General features: G+C 72.9%; 3 protein-coding genes. 1 reads left to right on the top strand and 2 read right to left on the bottom strand.

All coding sequences use genetic code 11. From position 1 onward, the window contains the following. Nucleotides 1-56 precede the first annotated feature (56 nt). The gene (locus tag ACFFNX_RS48710) at nt 57-629 is read left to right on the top strand and encodes a TetR/AcrR family transcriptional regulator (protein ID WP_378213261.1); all 573 of its coding nucleotides are present in this window, start codon (nt 57-59) and stop codon (nt 627-629) included. 13 nt (nt 630-642) lie between these two features. On the opposite strand, the gene ACFFNX_RS48705 is transcribed toward ACFFNX_RS48710, so the two are convergent. Together ACFFNX_RS48705 and ACFFNX_RS48700 are read right to left on the bottom strand one after the other, a co-directional pair. Beyond that, nucleotides 643-1,053, bottom strand: coding sequence for a RidA family protein (locus ACFFNX_RS48705; protein ID WP_378213260.1), 411 nt, complete (start codon nt 1,051-1,053; stop codon nt 643-645). Between the two features lie 128 nt (nt 1,054-1,181). Continuing rightward, nucleotides 1,182-1,955: hypothetical protein (locus tag ACFFNX_RS48700; protein ID WP_378213258.1), on the bottom strand; the 774-nt coding region annotated here is incomplete at its 5' end.

Here is a 1,955-nt window from a genome sequence, read left to right as displayed (position 1 = left end):
ACCGACGTCAATGTGCCCGCTGCGGGGCCGGACGCGGTTTGGGAGACTATTGAGCCATGTCGACGGACGGGGACCTCGGCAGACGAGGACGTGGGCCGACCGATCCGGCCCGCCGGGAAAAGATCGCGAACGCGGCCATCGCGGTCGTGGCCGAACGAGGCGTCGAGGGCGTGACCCACCGCGCCGTCGCGGCGGCCGCGGGCGTGCCGCTGGGGTCGACGACGTATCACTTCGCGACCCTGGACGACCTGCTGGCCGTCGCCCTTCGCACGGCCGCCGACCACAACGTCGCCCGCCTGCGCGCGTGGGAGCGCGACCTGCCCGCCGGCGCCGACCTCGCCGCCGCGCTCACCGACCTCGTGGTGCGCGGCCTCACCGAGGAACGTTCGCAGACCGTCGTGGAGTACGAGCTGTACGTCGCCGCGCTCCACCGCCCGCCGCTCCGGCCCGCGAGCAACGGCTGGGACGACGCGCTGGTCGAGCTGTTCGCCTCCCGTACCGACGCGGTCACCGGGCGGCTGCTGGCCGCGGCCTTCTGCGGCCTGCTGATGCAGGCCCTGCTCGCCGACCCGCCACCCACCCGGGACGAGATCGACGCCCTCTTCCGCCGCGCGCTCGGCTCCCGCTGACGGCGGGAGCCCGTCAGCGGCGGGGCACCGCGGCGACGCCCTCGATCTCCACCGTCAGCTCGGGCGCGGCCAGGGAGTCGACGACCATGAGCGAGTGGGCGGGCCAGTCGCCCTCCGGGTACCACGCCGCGAAGATCTTCTCCCGCGCGGCACGGCTGCCCGCGAGGTGCTCGCGCGCCGAGACCATCGTCAGCAGTTTGACGAGGCTCGCCGGACCGGCGCCGAGCGAGTCGAGCAGCGTCGCGATGTTGACGAACGCCTGACGCGTCTGCGACTCCGCGTCCGGGCCGGCGAGCGTGCCGTCCTCCAGCGCACCGACCTGCCCGGAGATGAAGACCAGCTCATGGTCGGGCGGCACCGAGGCCAGATGGCTGTACTGTCCGATCGGTGCGGCCAGGCCGTCCGGGCTCCAGCGACGAATCATGCGTCCTCCCCTTTTCGACTCCCAAGATGGCACATGCCGGCCGGCCGCCGGTCATGCGCCATGCGGGAGGGCCCGGGAGCCCGCGGCATGCCCGTGGTCGCTCGCCCTGACCGCCCGACAAGGCACTTCTAGAGCGGCCGGGGAACCGTGCGGCGGACGCCGTAGCGCTCGAAGTCGAAGACCGTCCGGTTGATCTGGAGGCCGTCCACCGCGCCGGCGAACGGCAGTCCCGTGCCCACGTTGATGCCGATGCTGAAGCTGACGATGGCGTTCGGCAGCCGGGACTTCAGCACGTTCCAGGAGCACGGGGTGGCCAGTGAGCAGCCGGTCGCCGCCTGGACCGCCCCGCTCGTGGCGTACCACCCGCTGCCGGCGCCGCTCGCGTTGTACTGCTGCCAGGTGTTCGGCAGCACGGCCGGCGGAGTCGACGGCGGGGTCGACCGTGCCGGCACGTAGTTCAGACTCGTGTAGGTGACGCCGGGCAGGGACGCGAGCCGCGGGTCGGCCTCGATGGAGATGTTCGGCAGCCCGTTGAAGCTCGCGGTGTCCATCCCCACGTAGATCCAGTACTTGAGCACGCCGATGTCGCGCAGCGGCAGCCCGGCGAAGATCGTCTCGTTGCCGTAGACGACCTTTTCGGCGGCGGTGCCGACGAGGATTCCCAGGCTGCCGACACCGTAGGGAGGCGGCACGTTGGCCGCGAGGCCGCTCGGCGTGCTCCGGCCGAACGGGCCGCCGCGGAGAGCGGCGGTCGGCTCGCCGATGGTGTTGCGGAGAATGATCCCCCAGGTGGGCGAGCCGGGCACCGCGGGCGGCACCGGGCGGCCCATGCGTCTCAGCGTTCGCGCCGCCCGGCGGAGAGCGTCCGGGCTCAGGCGTGCGTGCGGGTCGCCCGCCACCGG

The organism is Actinoallomurus acaciae (assembly GCF_042429965.1).
In the GTDB taxonomy this organism is placed as follows: domain Bacteria; phylum Actinomycetota; class Actinomycetes; order Streptosporangiales; family Streptosporangiaceae; genus Actinoallomurus; species Actinoallomurus acaciae.
This window is presented reverse-complemented; position numbering and strand designations above follow the sequence as displayed.